This window comes from Caulobacter sp. Root343, assembly GCF_001425745.1.
Lineage (GTDB): Bacteria > Pseudomonadota > Alphaproteobacteria > Caulobacterales > Caulobacteraceae > Caulobacter.
In genome coordinates, this window is record NZ_LMDF01000010.1 from 40,897 (window position 1) to 57,999 (window position 17,103).

At 69.4% G+C, this 17,103-nt stretch carries 16 protein-coding genes; 8 read left to right on the forward strand and 8 right to left on the reverse strand.

Annotated features, from left to right (window positions below):
* Positions 1-460: 460 nt before the first annotated feature.
* Together ASC70_RS21085 and ASC70_RS24655 are read right to left on the reverse strand one after the other, a co-directional pair.
* Positions 461-1,390, reverse strand: coding sequence for a DUF2493 domain-containing protein (locus ASC70_RS21085; RefSeq protein WP_056054205.1), 930 nt, complete (start codon positions 1,388-1,390; stop codon positions 461-463).
* Between the two features lie 181 nt (positions 1,391-1,571).
* A complete protein-coding gene (locus ASC70_RS24655) occupies positions 1,572-2,144 on the reverse strand; it encodes a GcrA family cell cycle regulator (RefSeq protein WP_082539941.1) in 573 nt (190 codons plus the stop codon).
* A 351-nt stretch (positions 2,145-2,495) separates the two neighbouring features.
* Here ASC70_RS24655 and ASC70_RS21090 point away from each other — a divergent pair, with 351 nt between their 5' ends.
* Positions 2,496-3,434, forward strand: coding sequence for a HEPN domain-containing protein (locus ASC70_RS21090; protein ID WP_056054209.1), 939 nt, complete (start codon positions 2,496-2,498; stop codon positions 3,432-3,434).
* Between the two features lie 393 nt (positions 3,435-3,827).
* Positions 3,828-4,064 (forward strand): hypothetical protein, encoded by a 237-nt coding sequence (locus ASC70_RS21095; RefSeq protein ID WP_156396277.1) that lies wholly within the window; start codon positions 3,828-3,830, stop codon positions 4,062-4,064.
* 56 nt (positions 4,065-4,120) lie between these two features.
* Here the strand turns inward: ASC70_RS21095 and ASC70_RS21100 are convergent, their stop codons facing one another.
* From ASC70_RS21100 to ASC70_RS21115, 4 genes are all read right to left on the reverse strand, one after another.
* Positions 4,121-4,894: an SOS response-associated peptidase family protein gene (locus ASC70_RS21100; RefSeq protein WP_056054215.1), complete on the reverse strand. Its 774-nt coding sequence runs from the start codon at positions 4,892-4,894 to the stop codon at positions 4,121-4,123.
* Between the two features lie 100 nt (positions 4,895-4,994).
* Positions 4,995-5,189 (reverse strand): hypothetical protein, encoded by a 195-nt coding sequence (locus ASC70_RS21105; RefSeq protein ID WP_056054218.1) that lies wholly within the window; start codon positions 5,187-5,189, stop codon positions 4,995-4,997.
* 12 nt (positions 5,190-5,201) lie between these two features.
* Positions 5,202-5,588 carry a hypothetical protein gene (locus ASC70_RS21110; protein ID WP_056054221.1) on the reverse strand — a complete coding sequence of 129 codons (387 nt, stop codon included), beginning with the start codon at positions 5,586-5,588 and terminating at the stop codon, positions 5,202-5,204.
* On the reverse strand, positions 5,581-5,889 hold the full coding sequence (locus tag ASC70_RS21115; RefSeq protein ID WP_056054224.1) for a hypothetical protein: 309 nt from the start codon (positions 5,887-5,889) through the stop codon (positions 5,581-5,583). The genes ASC70_RS21110 and ASC70_RS21115 overlap by 8 nt, the downstream gene beginning before the upstream one ends.
* 455 nt (positions 5,890-6,344) lie before the next feature.
* On the opposite strand from ASC70_RS21115, the gene ASC70_RS21120 reads away from it, so the two are divergent.
* The 6 genes from ASC70_RS21120 to ASC70_RS21145 all read left to right on the forward strand — a co-directional run bounded on the left by ASC70_RS21120 (position 6,345) and on the right by ASC70_RS21145 (position 14,707).
* On the forward strand, positions 6,345-6,680 hold the full coding sequence (locus ASC70_RS21120) for a hypothetical protein (RefSeq protein WP_056054227.1): 336 nt from the start codon (positions 6,345-6,347) through the stop codon (positions 6,678-6,680).
* A gap of 65 nt (positions 6,681-6,745) precedes the next feature.
* Positions 6,746-7,873 carry a 3'-5' exonuclease gene (locus ASC70_RS21125; RefSeq protein ID WP_235519482.1) on the forward strand — a complete coding sequence of 376 codons (1,128 nt, stop codon included), beginning with the start codon at positions 6,746-6,748 and terminating at the stop codon, positions 7,871-7,873.
* A gap of 203 nt (positions 7,874-8,076) precedes the next feature.
* Entirely contained in the window at positions 8,077-8,619 is a 543-nt protein-coding gene (locus ASC70_RS21130; protein WP_056054230.1) for an RNA polymerase sigma factor, read from the forward strand.
* A 9-nt stretch (positions 8,620-8,628) separates the two neighbouring features.
* Positions 8,629-9,609, forward strand: coding sequence for a FecR domain-containing protein (locus tag ASC70_RS21135; protein WP_056054234.1), 981 nt, complete (start codon positions 8,629-8,631; stop codon positions 9,607-9,609).
* A gap of 110 nt (positions 9,610-9,719) precedes the next feature.
* The gene (locus ASC70_RS21140) at positions 9,720-12,686 is read left to right on the forward strand and encodes a TonB-dependent receptor (protein ID WP_056054239.1); all 2,967 of its coding nucleotides are present in this window, start codon (positions 9,720-9,722) and stop codon (positions 12,684-12,686) included.
* Positions 12,680-14,707 carry an Atxe2 family lasso peptide isopeptidase gene (locus tag ASC70_RS21145; protein WP_056054241.1) on the forward strand — a complete coding sequence of 676 codons (2,028 nt, stop codon included), beginning with the start codon at positions 12,680-12,682 and terminating at the stop codon, positions 14,705-14,707. The genes ASC70_RS21140 and ASC70_RS21145 overlap by 7 nt, the downstream gene beginning before the upstream one ends.
* On the opposite strand, the gene ASC70_RS21150 is transcribed toward ASC70_RS21145, so the two are convergent.
* Together ASC70_RS21150 and ASC70_RS21155 are read right to left on the reverse strand one after the other, a co-directional pair.
* Entirely contained in the window at positions 14,704-16,425 is a 1,722-nt protein-coding gene (locus tag ASC70_RS21150) for an asparagine synthase-related protein (RefSeq protein WP_056054244.1), read from the reverse strand. The two genes, ASC70_RS21145 and ASC70_RS21150, sit on opposite strands and share 4 nt — an antisense overlap.
* Positions 16,425-17,075 (reverse strand): lasso peptide biosynthesis B2 protein, encoded by a 651-nt coding sequence (locus ASC70_RS21155; RefSeq protein WP_056054248.1) that lies wholly within the window; start codon positions 17,073-17,075, stop codon positions 16,425-16,427. Before ASC70_RS21155 ends, ASC70_RS21150 begins: the two co-directional genes overlap by 1 nt.
* Positions 17,076-17,103: the final 28 nt, after the last annotated feature.

The window sequence follows — 17,103 nt, forward strand, 5'->3', positions numbered from 1 at the left end:
GGCTCGCGCGACCTCCAGGCCCCGCACCGGGGAGACGCCAAAGACCTGCTGATCCCAAGGCGCGGCCGGCGCCGCCGACGCCGGCCAGCAAGTTCCGCCCAAGGGGCCGGACGGACGCTCAGTCCGGGTCGCCGCCACCGCGCCAAGGCCGGACGAGGGCAGGCCCCGCGCCGCCGTGACCGGGTCTCCAGCGGGCCCGGGCCGAAGTTGCCGGGCAGGGGCCTTGGCCAGGCGAAGGTCCTGTCGAGGTCAATCCGCACGCGCGCGGCCAAGGCGGCCGGAGCCCCTCTCCCAGGCCGTCGTCGGCCTCGCCCAAGCGTTCACGGCGAACGAATCGCCAACCCCAAGGCGTCGTGGCGCTAAGGCCGGCGACCGCTAGATCTGGGTCGCCGTTCCGGGTTCATTCCAACGGGCCAGACAGCAAAGACGGCGCGGCGATGAACACCGCGCCGCCGAAGCCCTATTTGGCGGGGCGGATCGGCACGCAGCGGATACCGCGCTCGGCCGCCTTCTGCGCCAGGTTCAGGGCCGGACCGAAGGGCCGAGCCGCCTCCCCAAGGTGTGGTTGCAGGCTGGCCGCCAGGGTCAGGACGCAAACCGGCTCCAGGTCGAGCATGGCGTCATTGGCCTTGAACGGCGCGGCCCGGCCCACGCCGTCGAAGTCGGGCTTGGCCAGGACGAGCTTGACCCGCTTCTGCTTGGCCCAGCTGATGGCCAGCGTCTCGCCGCCCCGGGCGCCGCAGGTGGCCAGGGCCATGTCCGGCCAGGTCTGGTGGGCCCAGTTGAGGGCGTCGAAGATCCGACCGCCGTCCAGCGCCGTGTCGGCGCCCGGCGCGGCCCGGAACGCGATCACCGCGCAGCCCGGATCGACGGCCTGCTGGCGACGGGCCTTCATCGCCCGCACGGCCTCGCGGGCCTCGACCTGAGCGGCGGTGACGCGCGAGCCGCGCACGCTGCCGCGCCAGGGCGTCCAGACCTCCCCGGTCGCCACCCGGTAGGCCTCGGCGGCGGCGTCGCGCACCAGGTCGGCGGCCAGCACCGCCACGTCGGCCGCGCGGGTCCGGGCCGTGGCCGCTTGCAGGTCGGTGTCGGCCACTTCGGAAGCGTCGAAGTCGCGCAGCAGGCGGTTGATCTCGTCACGGCCGCGATCGGCCTCGCGGTCGATGCGCAGGGAGGCCGAGTGGAAGGCTCCGATCAGCGCCTCGCAGAACACGCCCTGGAAGTCCTCCAGGGCGGTCTCGCCGATCAGGTCGAGCAACTCGGTCATCAGCACCTGACCCAGTTGGACCAAGGCGTCCTCGGGCGGATGGGGCCGCGGATCGTCCAGGTCGAGCGCCTGGGCCTCGAGCGGGCTGAGCGGACCGGTGAGGGGAGGGGGATGAAAGGTCATGGGAAGACTCCCGAGGGGTTGAGGACGGAACGAGCCCTTCGGCTCGCGACCGCCCTCCGCGCCGCCGGCCCCGGGCCGCCGCAGGGGCTTTGAGCGCAGCGTCCCTTGCGGCGGTCCCGCGGACGGTGGCGAGGTCGCCCGAGCCGCAGGGCCGTCTCCGCCCAGCCCCTGACCAGGCCCGTCAGGCCGCCCGCCGGTCCGGTCCGCCCGCTCCGGGATACGGTCCTCGGCCCGCAGTCGACCGATAGGCGCGGTCCCTGTGGCCCTCGCAGTACGGCGACCTTCCCGTCGGGGTCATGGGCGCGGACCGTCCGCACCAGCTGAAGGCAGGGTCCTTGGGATCGCCGATCGGCCAGCGGCAGGCATGGCGGGGCAGGGCGGCCAGATCCCGCACCGTCCCGATCGCATCGACCGGCGCGGGCCGCGGCCGCCGCAGCGCCGCGGCCGACATCGCCGGCGGACCGCCGGCCGGCCGCGTCGGGGGCGGGGAGGGCGCCAAGCGCCGTGGCGCGGACCGCACCGGTGTGGCTGCCCGTCGCCCCGGGCCCGAGGGCGGCTTGCGGCCGGCCAAGCCCAGGCGATGGATCTTGCCGATCACCGCATTGCGGCTCACCGATCCCAAGGCCTTGGCGATCTGGCTGGCGCTCTGCCCCTGGGCCAAGAGCGCTTTCAGGCGCTCCACACGCGCCTCGGACCAGCCGCCAGCACGGCCGGAAACCTGTTCGTACACAGACGGAATCACAGAAGAGGACATGGTCGCCGCTCACCTCAGCGCGCCCGATCGGCGCGCCCGCCGCGTCCCTGGCTCCTCCTTTTCCAACCCCCTAAAATTCGGGTATTGCGCCAACGTCAAACGCAACCTAGCGTCGCATCCGTTCGAGGACGCGCCACGCCAGTTCGGCGCCCCCAGAACCCGCCGTCGCCCAAGCGACGGCCCCAAGACGGCCCTGCCGGGTGGTCGGCGCTATGTCCAAGCCTTCGGGCTAAAGGCGCCGACGCGCGTGGTTCACGCGTTCTCAACGCCCGGCTTCCTGACGCCGACGCCCCAACCGGACACCGTCAAAAGCCTTGTTCCGCAAGGCCGGCTCGGCGAGACTCGGACGTGATGAAATCGAATCTCGACCACCTGCCCGATCGCCAGCAAGCCGAGCTGGAGGCCATCACCGGCCACCTGCTGCGCGGCTTCGACGCGGCCCTGGCCGGCGGCACGCAGCCGTGGCGCCGAGGCGCCAAGATCTACAAGATCATCCTGTTTGGCAGCTATGCGCGCGGCGACTTCGTCGACGCCCCCGAGACCGGCTACCTGTCGGACTTCGACATCCTGGTGGTGGTCAGCGACGAGAAGCTGACCGACATCGCCGACTACTGGTTCGAGACCGAGCAGCGCATCGAGCACGACCCGACCATCGGCCGCATCGTCAACCTGATGGTCAACGACCTCGACGACATCAACCAGAGCCTGGACGCCGGCCTCTACTTCTTCCGCGAGGTCATCGACCAAGGGATCGTGCTCTACGAGATCCCCGGCCACGCCTTCAGTCCGCTCAAGCCCCTGACCGCCCAGGCGGCCCTGGCGCTGGGCCAGCGGCACTACACCAAGATCTTCGCCACCATCCGGACGTCGATAAAGACGGCTGAACTCCAAATCGCGGAGTACAGCCTGGATAACGTAGCGAACGACTGGCTGCACAAGGCCGCCTTCAACCTGCACCAGGCCACCGAGGCGGCCTATATCGCCGTGCTGCTGCTGACCGGATTCTATGCGCCGCGCTCGCACAACATCAAGTTCCTGCGCACCCTGGCCGAGAGCAAGGCCCCGTCCCTGGCGGCGGTGTGGCCGCGCGAGACCCGGGCCCTGCGCAAGCCCTTCCAGAAGCTCAAGCGCGCCTATGTCGACGCCCGCTACAACCAGGACACCTATGAGATCACCTTGGACGAGCTGGCGCACCTGAAGGCCACGGTTGAGCAGTTGATCGTCCAGGTCCGCACCGTCTGCGACGAGCGCCTCGCCCAACTGGCCCATGAAGCCGGGCAGGGCGCCTGACCCAGCCCCGCGTCAGGGATCGCAACCCGCCAGGGCCGAGACCGCGACCCGGCCCGAAAAGGGGAGGGGAGGGGGCTCGGGGCGGCCCGGCCGCCTAGAGCCCGGCCGCCACAGGCGGCGACGCCCAAATCCTTCGCCAGCCTTGCGAAAGCCTGGGACACCCATACAACTTATTGATATTACTAAATTAAATTAACGCCACCTACGCCAAAATCGCTATCACCGACCACCAACACCACTGATTGAACAGCCCGCCCATGCGACTTAAAGTCCAGGCGCGGCCGAGCCTTGGCCCGCACCGCCGTCCGGGCGGCTGGCGCGGATGTCCAGGCTTTCGCTAAAGGCGCCAGCGCACGGTTCAAGCGTGATCTCAACGCCCGGATGGAGGTCCCGATGGCCACCCTCTCGCCTGACGCCCAACCCGACAAGACCGACCTGGACGAGGCGGTCGCCTGGCTGCGCATCCTCTGGAAGGTCCCGGTCTCCAACGCCGACATCACCGGGTTCTTCGACTGGAGCCGCCGGAAGCCCGCCGCCCGCGCCCTCTACGACACCCTCTCGCAACGTCTGCTCGACGCGATGCTGGCCGAACCGCCCACTACACCTCCGCCCCTGGACCCACATAGCTGACGGCCTCGAAAGCCCGCGGGTATGGTCTCACCCGCGCCCAGACTACGGCGCACCGCTCAGGCGGCATCCCCGTCGCGCCTGGCCGGTCGCTCGATCTGCTTGAGCTGATCGCTCGGCAGCGGACGCTGAAGTTGGCGCGCCTCGGCCCACGGCGCCCTCAGCCAGGTCTCCACCTCGTCGGGCGTGCGCAGGAACACCGGCATGGCCTTCTTGTGATAGGGAGCGACCACGTCGTTGGCGTCCGTGGTCAGGAAGGCATAGACCTCCATTTCCTCCCAGCCGGCCTTGAGGGTCTTGACGCAGGCGTGCGGCGTCCAGATCCCGGCGAAATAGCCCAGAGGTCGGTTGTCGTTCTGCGCGAACCACACCTCCTTGCCCGACCGCGTGAAATCCTGGTCGGGCTCGCAAAAGGCGGTGACGGGCACCAGGCAGCGGTTCTCCACGGCCTGCCAGCGCCGCCAGTGCGGGTTGTCCAGGTCGCGGATGTTGGTGACGCCGGGGTCGGGCTCGCGCTTCAGCATCGTCTCGACATCGTCGTGCGGCTTGCCCTGGGCGGTCAGCCGCGCGATCCGCTTGTCGACGAGCTCGGTCATCCGCTTTTTCGACGAGGGCATGCCCCAGCGGGCGAAGGCGACCTCATGGCCGCCCTCAGGGCCCAGCCGCACGGTAGGCTTGCTGTAGTTGGGGTAGGTGAACTGCCTGTAGCCCAGGTCGATATTGGCCGCGTCGAACGCCACGCCGCCGGGCAGGCTGAGACTGCGGCGCAGCAGGTCCTCGTGGGCCCGGGCCCAGCCGAAGATGTCGTAATAGAGCTCTTCGATGTTGCACATGGGCGCTCCCCATCCCGAGGTCGCTGAAACGCTAAGCGATGGGTGTGGGTGTGAAAAGGGGCCCGGGCTTGACCGTTCGGACGCGGCGGACGCCCCCGGCTCAAGCCCGGCGGCCGTCCAGGCTGATCCCCGCGCCCCTGGCGCCGCAGACCGTGCAGCGCAGGGCCGCGCGCAATTGCGCCGGCCGCATCCACTCGCCGGCCCGGGCGATGATCACCGCCCGGGTCCAGTGAACCCGATGGCCGCAGACGCAGGTGATGGTCAGCCAGGCCAGCTTGCCGGTCCTGGGGTCCATGTCGGCCAAGCCTCACCGTCCCGTCGCCGGCGGCCGCCAGCCATAGCCGTAGTCGACTGGATTGAGGCCCGCCTCGGACAGGGCGGTGATCACCTCCCACCGAAACCGCTCGGCCAGGTCCCCCGGATCCAGCACCCCGCCGCTGGGCGCCATGGCCGGCATCCGGTAGCCGCAGCGCGGACAGGGGGTGCGCCGCTGAATATCCGCCATGGTCATCCCCAGCAGACGCCGGGCCCGGCCCAGCATCACGTCGCGCCGCCAGCTGCGCGAGGTCCCGCAGGCCGTGCATCGAAAGACGATCTCCATCTTCCGCTCCAGGGCGTCGACCAGTCGCAGCGCGGCGAACCGCGGCTCCAGCTCGGCCATCTTGCGCCGCTGCTGGTCGGAAAGCTCAGGCATCGCCCGGCCCCGCCACCTGGCGCACGGCCCGCCAGAAGGGCCAGGGCTTGGCGCTGACCTCCTCGACCTCGAACCAGGCCTCCTCGCCCTCGAACGCGGGCACGCGCTCCTTGTCGATGAAACTGCACCGGCTGCGCTGGGCGCGCCGCGTGCCGCCCTCGAAGGTGAACATCAGCGTCCGGTCATGGTCGGCGCCGCCATACTGGCGCACGCGCCGCAGCTTGACGGTCGTGCGGGTGAGGATCCGTTCGGCCGTGGGCGCGTGCGGGCTCGCGCGCTGGCCGGCGCGTTGGGTGGACATGACAATCTCCGTGTTCCTGAAATGTTCTCATTCCAGAGCGCCGAAGAGTCAACAGCCCACGACCCCAAGTTGGTCGCATCCTGTCGGCGATCGCACCCGCTTTGGCCGAGCCGCCGATCCGATCCTTCGGGCGAGGGTAGGGGGATGAGAGGCGGCCCGGCGCCTGTCGTCGGGGGGGCGTATGGGCCGGGCCGCGGTCTTCCGAAGAAGACCCCGCATCAACTGCGGGCGGGTGCTTTAGTTCCGCCAAGGCCCCGCAGGCCGCCCCCTTGTCGACGGCCAAGCTCGCCCCATATCCGGTCATGGGTCCCGGGGCGCTATGCACGCCCCTCCACGTGGACGCCGGGCCGGGAGACATCCGCCCCCGAGCCGATACTGCCGATCTGCGGCAGACCACCAGCTTCGCAACAGCGAGCGGTGGCGCATGTCCTCTCCACCGCAAGATGGAGAACGATATGAAGCCCCTCCTGATGCGCGCGGACGACCGCGGCCCTCTCCAAGTCCGGAACCTTCAAGGCACCTCCCGTCACCTGTGCTGGTGTGGAAGCTGGATCGAGCATTGGCGGTGCGGCTCGGGCGGCGGACGCTTCACCTGCGCGGTCGTCGGCTGCTCGGGTCCGGCCGAGGTCGGCGCCCACGTCAAGCCCGTCGACCTGACCGGCTGGTACATCGCCCCCTTCTGCAAGGGCTGCAACCACTGGAGCAACCGGGAAATCCTGACCCTCGACCGTCGGACCTGGCTGGTGCGCGCCAATGTCAGCCTGACCTGCGCGGTGTGGTGGGCAAGCTGACCGCAGTCCGAGAGGCCATCCCGTCATTGTATGGCAGGATGGCCTCGACGATTCCCGGAGCCCACATGCCCGACGACGCCTCCGCATCGCCCGATCTCGCCGCCCTGGAGGCCATGGCCGCCCAACTGGAGGCCAGCGGTCGCTATCGTCTGCTGCGTCGGTTCGAGGGCTGCACCTTGCATACCGGCGCCGACCCGGCCACCCTCAAGCGCGGGATCTTCCTGGACACCGAGACCACGGGGACCGACACCCTCCGCGACGAGATCATCGAACTGGCGATGATCCCCTTCGACTACGACCCCGACGGCCGCCTCTGCGCCGTCCACGACCCGTTCGTGGCCCTGAACCAGCCCAGCAAGCCGATCCCGGCCGAGGTGACCCAGATCACCGGCATCACCGACGCCATGGTCGAAGGCCATCACATCGATCCGGCCCTGGTCGCCGCCTTCGTCGCCTCGGCGGTGATCGTCGTGGCCCACAACGCCGCCTTCGACCGCCCCTTCGCCGAGCGCCTCACCGAAGCCTTCAAGCTCAAGGGCTGGGCCTGCTCGATGAGCCAGGTCGACTGGAAGGGGGAGGGGGCCGAAGGGACCAAGCTCTCGGTGCTGGCCAGTTGGTGTGGTTTCTTCTTCGACGGCCACCGGGCCGAGAACGACTGCCTGGCCGGACTGGAGGTCCTGACCCGCCCTCTGCGGGACGGCCGGCCCGCCCTGGCCCACATGCTGGAAACGGCCCGCCAACCCTCCTGGCGCATCGTCGCCGACCGCTCGCCGTTCGAGCAGAAGGACAAACTCAAGGCTCGCGGCTACCGCTGGAACGGCGACGACGTCACCGGCGGCCTTCGCTGTGCTGCGCCTTTCGCCCGAGGATCAGGCGGCCGCCTTGGCCGCGGCGCCCGGCGTGTTCTCGCCCCAGGCAGGCGGGGCCGGGGCTCGAGGCGTGACCTGCGTGCGGCTGGCGCTGGCCCAGGCCGAGCACCTGAAGCCGGTCCTGGCCCAGGCCGCCGCCAAGGCCCGCAACAGCAAAAGCGCCTTCACCCGCCTAGCCTGAGGTCGCCACATGCCGCCGGCGCCGCGCCGTTCGGCAATGACACCCGCGCCCAGTGGCAGCGGCTTGCCATTTGGCCGAACCGCGTTCTAGACTCATCGCACGCCGCTGAAAGCGCGGCGTCGAGGCGTGAGAACCTCGCTTGAACCAACCGCTTCGCGTTCGGCTCCGCCCCGGCGCGACCGGTGTGCTGCGCCGGCGGCGCCGTCGATGACGGCCGCTCCACACTCAAGCTCGGTCTCAAGGATCCGGCCCCGCCGGAGCCGACGCCTCTCCTGGAGGCGGACGTGGCTAGGCGAGCAGAGACCAGACTTCGAAACACTGACCCTCGGCGCGGGATCTCGCGCCGATGACCATGGACACGGTCGACCCCGTCCTGGCCGAAGCAGAGAGCGACACGCATCGCCAGCTCGACGCGCTCTTCCGTCGCCAGGCCCCCGCGCTTGTGCGGTTCCTGTCCCGGCGCACGAGCCGCGAGGAAGCCCAGGACCTGGCCCAGGAGGCCTTCTTGCGCCTGACCGACGCGGCCGGGCGCAAGATGCTGCAAAAGCCCGAGGCCTATCTCGCCCGCATCGCCCGCAACCTGCTGCGCGACCGGGCCAAGAGCGTCTCGGGCCATCGCGAGCGCACTCACGCGGTCCTGGAGCCGGAACTGCACGCGGCCAATGACGGCGACCCGCATCTCATGCTGGAGGCGCGCCAGTTGCTTGAACGCCACGAGGCCGCCGTCCTCAAGCTCAAGCCCAAGACCCGCGAGGTCTATCTGCGCCACCGCCTCGACGGTCAAACCTACGCCGAGATCGCCGCCGCCCTCGGGATTGGCGTCAGTGCTGTGGAAAAGCACATGATGAAGGCTATCGCCGCCGTCGACCGCAGCCTCGGCCGGCCCTAGGATCGCCACATGACCCCGGGGGACGAAGAGCACCTGCGCCGCGAGGCGGCCGCCTGGTTCGCGCGCATGCGCGGGCCCGGCGCCGACGCCGCGCGCGCCGAGTTCGACGCCTGGCGCGCCGGCCCCGGGCGCCAGGACGCCTATGACCGCCTGGTCCAGCGCTTCGAGGAGTCGGCGATCCTGGGCCATTCACGGCTTTCGGACCTGCGCCTGCGCACCAGCGCCGACCGCCGCGGCCCGCCACCCGCGGTGTGGTGGACGGCGCTCGCCGCCGGCCTCGTCCTCGGCGCCATCGCGATCTCGCAGGCGCCCTGGGCGCCGAGCGCCGGCGCCCAGCCGCAGGCGCGCTACGTCTCCGCGCCCGGCCAGATCCGAACCATCGTCCTGGCTCGCGACCTGACCGTCGTGCTCGACACCGACACGGTTCTTGCCGCCTCCACGAGAGGGGACCGGCCGCATCTGGTGCTGGAACGCGGACGGGTCCGCGTCGAGTCCGGCCGCCCGCTGGAGATCGAGGCCGACGGGGCGCAGGTGGTCGCCGAACGCGCAGCCTTCGACCTGCGCCGGCAGGGCGACAAGGGCGACAAGGGCGACAAGAGCGTCGAGGTCTCGATCTTGCGGGGCGAGGTCCAGGCCCAAGTCGGTGGACTGCTCCAGCGCGGTCGCACCCGGATCGACGCCGGCCAGTGCCTGATCCTGACGAGCGGACGGAAAAGCGCGCCCATGCCGGCGCCGTCGCGCGACCGCCAGTGGCCCACCGGCATGCTGATCTTCGACGACACGCCGCTCACCCAGGTCCTGGCCGAGGCCGATCGCTACGGCGGCCGCAAGATCCGATTGGCGGACACGGGCCTTGGGCGCCTGCAGGTCAGCGGCGGGCTCAAGGTCACCGATCCCGACGGCCTGGCGCGAGCCCTGGCCGCGGCGCTCGGCCTCAATGTCGAAACCGGCCCCGGCGGCGACCTGGTTCTGAGCCGAAGCGCCGCCTGACGCTTCGGCGTCGCTCTTGTGAAAGTTTTTTGTGAGGTCGGCGCCGCGGACCTCGTCAGAGCCCCACGACAAGCCGCGAACCGCGCGGCCCATCGGGTTTGGGGCCCCAAATGCATCGCAACACCTATCGTCTCCGCCGCGGCCTGATGGCCACGGCCGCCTGTCTCGTCCTGTCCGCGGCGGTCCCGGCCCTCGCCGCGCCGCTCGTCCCGTCCGAGGCCTCCAGGGCCTACGATCTCAAAAGCCAGCCCCTGGCCAAGGCCCTGTCGGAAGTGGCCCGTGTCAGCGGCCGCCAAGTGGTGGTCTCCTCGAGCCTGGTGCGCGGCAAGACCGCGCCGGCGCTGCAGGGCCGCTACACCGCCGACGAGGCCTATGCGGCCCTGCTTTCCGGCTCGGGCCTGAAGATCACCCCGGTCGGAGCGACCCTGGTCGTCCAGCCGCTGCGCGGGGACACACCCGCGACGGGGGAGCCCCAGGCCGGCGACGCTGAAGTCCTTTCCGAACTCGTCGTCACCGGCACCCGCATTCGGGGCGAGGCCCCCGTCGGTTCGACGCTGATCTCGATCACGCGCAAGGATATCGACGCCAGCGGTTACGCCTCGACCCAGGAACTGCTGCAGGCCCTGCCGCAGAACTACGCCGGGGGGGCCTCCGAGGGCGCGGCGTCCCTGAGTTCGCGCAATGGCGCGGCGTTCAACGGCGGCTTCGGCACCGGGGTCAATCTTCGCGGCCTGGGCAACACCTCCACCCTCGTCCTGATCAACGGCGATCGGCCGGCGATGGGGGGCGTCGCCGGCAGCTTCGCCGATCTGTCGCTGATCCCCTCGACGGCGATCGACCACATCGAGGCGCTGGCCGATGGGGCCTCGGCTCTCTACGGATCCGACGCCGTCGCCGGCGTGGTCAACATCGTCCTGCGCGACCGCCTCGACGGCGGAGAGGCCCGGATGCGATATGGCACCGCGGACGGCGACTTCAGCGAAGTGCAGGCCTCGGTGATGCGCGGGAGGGTCTGGGAGCGCGGCTACCTGACGTTCGCCTATGAATATCTGCGCCGCGGCCGGCTGGCGGCCGATGATCGCGCGTTCGCTCGCGAAGACCTCCGCCCGTTCGGAGGCCTTGATCGACGTACGGGCTACGCCAGTCCCGGAACGATCGTGGCGGGTGGCCGCAACTTCGCGATTCCCGCCGGCCAAAACGGCGTCGGCCTGACCGCCGCGCGGCTCGGCGCCGATCAGGTCAACCGCACCGACGCGCGGCTGGGCGCCGACATCCTTCCGCGCCAGACACGGCAGTCGATCTATCTCTCGGGCGGTGTCGATCTGGACGCCTCGACGACGCTGTCGGCGCGTATCCTGGGCGCCGATCGCCGCTACGATCTTCGCCGAACGCCGACCTGGGCCAGCCAGGTCACCGTGCCTGTCAGCAACCCGTTCTACGTCGACCCGCTCGGCGCACGACAGCCGGTGCGGGTTCAGTACCGCTTCGCCGACGACCTCGGCGCCGAACGCAGCCGAGGCCACATCAGCGCGGTCAACGGCGGCGCGGACCTGACGCGGCGGATCGGGACCTGGTCGGTGACCGGGTCCGCGGGTTACGGCCGCGAGGAGGACGTGACCGGCGGCCGCAACATCGTCAACACCTATCGCCTGAACCTGGCCCTCGCCGACACCAATCCCGCCACCGCCTACAATCTCTTCGGCGGTCCACGGTCCACCCATCCTTCCACGATCGATGCGATCCGGGGCTGGACCAAGGGCCGGGGCCTCTACACGGTGTGGACGGCCGGCCTGAAAGGCGATGGCGAACTCTTCGACCTGCCGGCCGGCCCCTTGAAGCTCGCGGTCGGGTACGAGCATCGCAGCGAGCGCTATCGGAACACCTCGATCACCTACCAGACGACCGCCGACCAGCGGGTCTCGCCGGTGGACTATCCGGGCGTGCGGCGCATCGAGGCGGTCTATGGCGAGTTGCGCGCGCCCCTGATCGGCGAGGGCCAGGCCATACCAGGCGTCCATCGCCTGGATCTGTCGCTGGCCGGTCGTATCGAGGACTACAGCGACTTCGGGCGCACCTCGAACCCCAAGATCGGCGTCAATCTTGAGACCATCGCGGGTCTCACGCTGAAGGGAGCCTATGGGACCTCATTCCGGGCGCCGAGCTTCCAGGATCAGCGTCTCGGTCCTGGCCTGATCCAATACTTCCCGTTCGCGGTCATCGACCCCAAGTCGCCGACGGGGAAGACGAACGTCCTCTTCCTGCTCGGCAATACGCCGGGGATCCAGCCCGAGCGCGCCAAGACCTGGACGGCGGGCTTGGAGTGGCGACCGCCCGCCGCGCAGGGCCTTCGACTGAACGCCGGCTATTTCCGCGTGGAGTACAGCGATCGCATCGGCGCGCCCAACGCCGGCGCCCTCAACATGCTGATCAATCGCGACCTATATCGCGGCCAGTTGAACGAGACGCCCAGCGCCGGCGAGATCGCCGGCTACTACGCCTCACCCTATCTTTCGAACACCTCGGGCATCGCCGCCGCCGACATCAAGGCGATCGCCAACGCCCGCACCCAGAACCTGTCCTCGCTGGTTCAGGACGGCATCGACCTCGATTTGGCGTGGCAAGGCCGCCTGCGCGGCGATCCTGTGGGTCTCGGTGTCTCGGGCAGCTACACCTTCCGCGTCGACAAGCGCTTCACGGCCGGCTCCCCATCCACGGACCAGGTCGACACCGTGGGCAATCCCTTGAAGCTACGGGTGCGGGGACGCGGGTCGTGGTCGCACGGTCCATGGGACCTGGCCGCCGCCGTCAACGTCGCTGGCGGCTACACGAACCAGACCGTATCGCCCGCGCGATCGGTCTCAAGCTGGACGACCGTCGACCTGAACGTCAGCTACCGGCTTCCCGAGCAAGACGGCCTCTGGTCAGGCGTGCGACTGACGCTTTCGGCCAGCAACCTGTTCGACAAGGATCCGCCCTTCGTCGAGAGCGTGACGCCCTCAAGCGCGATCGGCTTCGACACCGACAACGCCTCGGCCATAGGTCGCGTCGTGGCGGTGACGGTGATCAAGCCATGGTGACCGGCCTTCTTATAGGCCTGGCCATCGCGGCGTCGCCGCCCTCGCCCTCGCCCTCGCCCTCGCTCCGCGACATGGTGGAGATGCGTGTGTTGTCGAGCGTGTCTGTTTCGTCGGACGAGCGCTGGGTCGTCTATCGACAGGAAGACGGGTCGGTCGCCGAAAACAGGCGGCGCCTGTCGTGGTGGGCCGCGCCAACGGATGGGTCTCGACCGGCGCGCAAGATCGCCGACGGCGGCGCGCCGATCTGGACCGACGCGGGTCCCGCGACCCCCGAGATCCCGCAATGGACGTCGGACGGGCGCTGGTTCTACTTCCGGGCCGTCACCGATAACGGCGCCCAGCTCTGGCGCGCCAGCCCCGACGACGGTCAGGTCGAGCAGGTCACGCGCGACGCCGCCGACATCGAGGCCTTCATCGTCGGCAAGACCGATATCGCCTGGCGTGTTGGTCCCACCCGCCAGGCCATTCTGGAGGCCGAGCGCGACGAGTACGATCGTGGCGTGCGGATCGACGGCGCGGTCGATCCGTCCCAGAACCTGTTCGACGCGGTCGACGTCAACGGCCGTTTCGCCGCCCAACGGCTGGCTGGCCAGTGGTTCGCGCGACGGAGCGTGCTCGGCCCCGCGCCAAGGTTCTTCAATGCGGCGCTCGACGGGCGATCGGTCGAGCCGCTCGCGGCCCCTGACGCCAAGGCCAAGGGGCTGCCCGCCGCCAACGTGCCGCCGGCGCTATTCTCGGGGCCGCCAGACGTCGGCGCGACCTCTCCGACGGGCCGGCTTTCCATACGACGCTCCAGGGACGGCGACGCGACGGTGGAGGTCCTGCGCCCTTCCGGCGCGGAGCCGATCGCCTGTCAGCATCGACTCTGTTCGGGAAAGATCGTCGCGGGCATGTGGCGGCCTGGATCCGATGTCGTGGTGCTCACGCGCCAGGAACCCGGTTATCGGCAAGCGCTGCTGACATGGGACGTCGCACATGGGCGCTTCCGCGAACTCACGGGAAGCCAGGGTCTGTTGGGCGGCGGACTTACCGAGACCGCGCCCTGCGCCCTGACCCGCTCACGCGCCTTTTGCGTCGTGGCGTCGCCGACGACGCCGCCGCGTCTCGAGTCGATCGATCTGGACACCGGGGGTCGCACGATCGTCGCGGCTCCCAACACCGGGCTGCGGCTCGGCGAGGACATCACACCCGAGCCGCTCGCCTGGACCGACGCCGACGGCCACGCGTTCACGGGCGTCTTCTTTCCCGCCCAGGCCAACGGTCATGACAATCGACCGCCCCTCTTTTTAACCTACTATCTTTGCCAAGGGTTCGTGCTTGGCGGCACAGGCGACGAGTGGCCGCTTCGCGCCTTGGCCGCGTCTGGGATCGCGAGTCTCTGTGTCAACAAGACGGGCGCGCCCGCCGAGAAGCAGGACTCCGTCGCCAACTACAACGTGGCGCTGTCGGGCATTCGCACGATCGTTGGCCGTCTCGCCGACGCGGGCCGTGTGGATCGGACGCGCATCGGCATGGGCGGACTGAGCTTCGGGAGCGAGGTGGCGATGTGGGTGGCCACCGAGTCCGATCTTCTCCGAGCGGTCTCGATCAGCACCCCACAGCTTGAGCCGGCCTATTACTGGATCCACGGTGTCGCCGGGCGACACAACCACGAGCCCCTGAAGATCGCGTGGGGGCTGGGCGATCCGGCGCAGACAGCCGAACGTTGGAAGCTGGTGTCGCCAGCCCTGAAGACCGATCGGATCCACGCCGCCGTGCTCATGCAGATGTCGGAACAGGAATATGGCATCGGCCCGGAGCTGCTGGCCCGGCTCTCCAACAGCGCCACCCCCTTCGAGGCCTACGTCTTCGCGCACGAACCGCACATCAAGATCCAGCCGCGCCACAAGTTGGCCGTCTACCAGCGGAATCTCGATTGGTTTCGCTTCTGGTTGCAGGGTCGAGAAGATCCCGATCCCGCCAAGACGGACCAATACGCGCGCTGGGAAGCGATGCGCGTGCGGGCGGACACTGCCCGCTAGGACCAGCTGCGCGCCCAGGACTCGACGTCCGCGATCTGGAGGACACGGAAGAAATCCGACCCTTTCGGCGGGCCCGTCTCCTCGAGCGCCCGCCGAATGCTCGCGGTATCGATCAGCCCGGCTTGGTCGAGCCGGCCGCCAAGAAGATGCTCGGCCAGCTTGGGCCTGGCGGCCTCGAACGCTGGACCCGCGAAGCCCGACAGGTTTCCCTTCGCTCGTCGATCGATGACGATGGCCGGGAGGCGCGCCTTGAAGGCTTGGCGCGCGACCGCGCGATCCTGGCCGCCGCCAATCCACGTCCAACTCGGGATCGATAGGCAAAGCTCGACGATCGGCAGCGAGAGGAGCGGGGTCAGGATCGGCGCCTGAGACGCGCGCGGAAAGCCATCGAGATAGTTCTGCACCGCCATGAGCCCGCGGACATGATCGATCTTCCCGGGAAGGACCCCGGCTGGCGGATCCAGCCACGGGTGGTCCTCAAGCAAGATCGCCGTCGCCGGTCCCGCCAAAAATCGCGTGTCCGATCTCCAGGTCAGCGTCGCCGGCGTCAGCGCGCGGCGAATCGATAGCCTCGCGGCCTTCCAGACGCTGCAGCCATGCAAGCGCGCGAGATCCTTGACCGCCGTGGACCAGGTTCCAATGGCGCCGCCACGCAGTGCATCGGCGGCGGGACCCGAGCCATGGGTGTTGAAGAAGACATTGTCGCCGCCACCGCCGGACACGAACGCGTCGACGCCGAGCTCGCTGGCCTGCACCGTCAGGGCCTCGTCCCAAGCGCCGAGCAGGGCATGAGCGCTCGGCCTGGGTCGCCGGAGCTTGGGCGGCGCGACCAGGTCAAGGTCGCGCGGGGAGAGCGCGATCTCCTGCAGGGGAAGGCCCAGGCGCTCGGTCACGGCGCGCGCGAACAGCCGCTCGTCGCCATCGGGCGACGGCGAGATCATGTTGACGCAAATCACCTGGGTGGGCGTGTCCCACAACGACGCGGCGAGGATCGACGAATCCAGACCGCCCGACAGCTCGAGGAGGACCTGCCGCCTTCCTTCGACGCAGGTCCTGACACAGGCCCGCACCTCGCGTTCAAGCATGGCGGCCGCGTCGTTCGGGACCATAGGGCGCACGTAGTCCCACGGCGACCACAGGCTCTCCTCGACCGGCCGCCGCCCAGGGCGGAGGGTCAGCCGCGCACCGGACGTGACCTCGGTCACGCCCAGGAAGCCCGTCCGCCTCGACCGGTGGAAGGGATAGGCCAGGAAGTGAGCGACGAAGGACCAGTCGATGCGCGGCGACAACAAGCCGGCGTCGATCAAAAGACCGACATCGGTCGCGGCGATCCATGTGTCGCCGAGGTCGACCAGATAGATGGTGAGCGCCGCAAAAGGGGCTCGGACAAGGCGTACGAGCCCACCTTCGCCAGCAATGACGCCGAGGTAGTCTCCCCAATACTCTCGAACAAGCCGCTCGCCCTTCGAGCGGACGATCGCTTCGCCATCGGCGTCGGTCATGCTGGCGATCCGATGGTGGTCTCGCCGCGCGAAGAGATCGCCGAAGACGCCGCCCCGTCCTTCTCCAAGTCGAACTCGAGGTGCGGTGTTCGCCACCACAATGAAGCCGTCGCCGCGCATCTGGCATCGCAGTTCGGTTTGGCGAGCCAGCTTGGCCTCGATTTCGACGAGCGTCTCGGGCGACCCGGAGCTGGCGACGACGAGATCCAAGGCCATCACACGACCATGATCGGCAGGCGGGGCGACACTCGGTCTAGCACGTCGTTGAGAACTTGATCACCCCGTTGAAGCCAGCAGTGCGCCGAGAACGGACTTGGCGTCACCCCGAAAACCAGGTTGGCGTCGTCGCCGTGGCGACCCAGGAAGTCGAGCAGGGCGATCGAATCGAGAAGACAATTGGCCTTGATCGGCACATAGGGCCTATGGCGAAGGAATCGCGCGTGAAGATCGGCGGTTCGGTTAGGATCCGCCGTGGTCGCCCCGCTTCGCCGCCGCTTGAGATCGGCGATGATCAGGGTCAGCGCATCGTGTCTCAGCCGGCGATAGGTGCGCCACACGTGCCTGGTCACGGCCAACCCGTCTCCAAGACGAAACGGCGCCTCCTTCTGGATCGTCAGGTCACGCCGCGCCGCCTCGATAGGGGTGCGCGGCGTCGGTCGGGCGCTCGAGCGCACCAGCAGCCCCTGACCCGCGAGCGCATCGAGCGCATCCTGCAGTTCCGGCGCGCGCTCGCCGCGTACGAAAGCGTCGAACGCTTCCGCCAGTCGGGCGGAGACGGTGAAGTATCGGTTGCGCGCGACGTCCAGAAAGATGGGTCTGCCGGCGCTGAAGCAGTAGGCGATGTGATCGGGGACCACGAACTCCATGGCTCGCTCCGGCGGGGCGTCCCCGAAG